Here is a 2374-nt window from a genome sequence, read left to right on the forward strand (position 1 = left end):
CGACGCGGGCCGCCCCGACCGCAGGCGGCGCGGCGCGTAGCCGCAGGAACCCCGGCGCCTTCCGCGAGTTACGCGGCTGGCACGACGTCCTTACCGGGCGCTATTTTTTCGACGGGCACGACTTTTTCGACGGGCGCGACAGGCTCATCGTTCCTATCCCTTCCCTCCGCGTGCAAGGCCGCCCCACGGAATCCCGGAGGGCGGCCTTGCCATATCGGAATATCCTGCGTCGGACAGCGTGCAGACGTGCCACCCGCGCCACACCATCCTCGGGGCTGAGGTCTGCCTGCCATCGACGGCATGCGCATGTTCAGACGCGCGCCGCCAACAGCAGGCACCACGCCGCGTGCGAACGCGGTACACGTACGAAGGGAAGCTGGCGGCGAAGAAGCAAACGCGCGGCGGCGATACTTGCAGCTTGGCGTTACTTGCCTGTCGGGGGGTTACTTGCCGTCGGGGGGCACCGAGGAGGAAACGGCGGCAGCGGGCGCCCCGGTCGGGGCCGACGACGTTCCCCCAGTCGGCGCAGCGGACATTGCATCGGACGTTCCCGCTGGCAGGACGCCGGACGTTCCCGCTGGCAGGGCGGCAGGGGCCTTTTGCCCAGGCTTGCGCTCGCCCGGCGGCACCGCCTTCTGGACGGTTTTCTGTCCAGCCGTGGATTCCACTCCGGCGACGGATCCGGCAGGGGATTTGGCGTCGGGCTTGTGCTCCGTTTTCGGTTCCGGCTTCTGGTCGGGCTTCGGCTCCACCTTGGCCCGCATTTTCTTGCGGGGGGCCAGCAGCCGCTTGTAGATGAAGAATTCCACGTTGCGGCCTTCGGCGGCGGCCAGGGGAATCTCGGCCCGGGCCATGGCCCGGTGCCCCCCGGCGGACCCCACGTCGCCGAATTGCAGGCTGGCGTGGCGGCCAAGGTCGCGCCCCATGCCGTCGCCACGCAGGATGACCACGATGGTGTCGTGGTACACCCCGCACACCGCCGCCCAGCGGATTTCGTGCACCCGCATGAAGAAATCGGCGATGACCACCAGGATGTCCGGGTTTTCCACCTCGCCCACGTACACGTACTGGCCGGTGCCCAGCTTGTGCATGCTGATGAACGCACGCGAAAAGTAGTCCAGCCAATGCAGCCGGAATTCGCTGCGCACGATGCGCGAGAGCAGGGTGTGGTCCGCAAACTTGGTCAGGTAGCGGTAGGCGCGCATGTCCACGTCGTGGAAGGCGCGCTCGAAGCTGGCGGTGTCGGTCTTGATGCCGAACTGCAACGCCGTGGCCAGCAGCTTTCCGGGCCGGATGCCGAGATTGTACAGGTACTCGGTCATGATGGTGGAGGTGGCGCCGTACTCGTTGCGGATTTCCTTGTAGTCGGCCACCACCGGGTGCTCTTCCACAAGCGGGTGGTGGTCGATGACCAGCGAGAAGGACAGATCCTTGAACGAGGGATGGTGATGGGGCTGCGAATCCACCACCGCAAAGCGGTCGAACTGGGCGGCAAGCGTGGGGGTAAGCTTGACCATGGGAATGCGCAGGTAGCGGGCCATGGCCAGGTTGTCGGGCCGGGTGATCTCGTTGACGCGGGCGATGACCACGTCGTCCACGCGGTGGATCATGATGCGCTTCAGCGCCAGGGCGGAAGCCATGGCGTCGGGATCGGCGTTGATCACGATGAGCCAGCGCTCCGCGCGGTCGAACAGCTCTTGCAGGTGCGTGAGCTTTGTCTCCAGCTTCCGGAAGTAACTCATGATCTCCTCTCGACCTCGAATCGCGTGATGCCGATGCGCGTCTCTCGTGATGTCCGTAATGCTTGAGGGCGTCCGGCTGTGCCAGACAGGCTGTGCCAGACAGGCTGTGCCGGGCTGGCAATGTCAGGCCGCCACCCCGTCCAGCAGGCGTTCCAGCACCGGCAGCGAGGCCAGCACCCCGTCCCAGGCGAACACCTCTACCATCAGCACCGCATCCGGCGGCAGGGCGGGCAGCACACGCGCGGCCCAGGCGGCTTCTTCCGCCGCCAGTTCGGTGAGCGGGCGGTGGCGGTCCATGCCGCCGGGGGCATGCACATGCACCATGCCCACCCGCTCCAGCAGTCCGGCGGATGCGGGCAGCCTATGTTGACCGTAGGTCAGGACATGGCCCATGTCCAGACACACCTTGCAGTTTCCGTCGCCGATGACCGGCAGCAGGTCCGACAGATCCTGCCCGGCGATGTTTTCCAGCAGCAGACAGGCCGGGTCGCGCCCCTGGCGGGCCCATTCGGAAAGAAAGGCCGCCAGCAGCCGGGCCGGGCCGTCCGTACCGGCAAAGCCCGCCGCCTCGGCCTGCTGCGGCGTGGGCGGGTGCAGCACCGCGCGTGTCGCGCCCAGAAAGGCCACCCGGT

General features: G+C 67.1%; 2 pseudogenes. Both read right to left on the reverse strand.

Annotated features, from left to right (window positions below):
* Positions 1–737: 737 nt before the first annotated feature.
* Positions 738–1742, reverse strand: a pseudogene (locus FVW27_RS13260) (DHH family phosphoesterase); the annotation flags it as partial.
* Positions 1743–1865: 123 nt separating this feature from the next.
* Positions 1866–2374, reverse strand: a pseudogene (locus FVW27_RS13265) (sugar phosphate isomerase/epimerase); the annotation flags it as partial.

The sequence above is a fragment of the Nitratidesulfovibrio liaohensis genome, assembly GCF_011682075.1.
Taxonomy (GTDB): Bacteria; Desulfobacterota; Desulfovibrionia; order Desulfovibrionales; family Desulfovibrionaceae; genus Cupidesulfovibrio; species Cupidesulfovibrio liaohensis.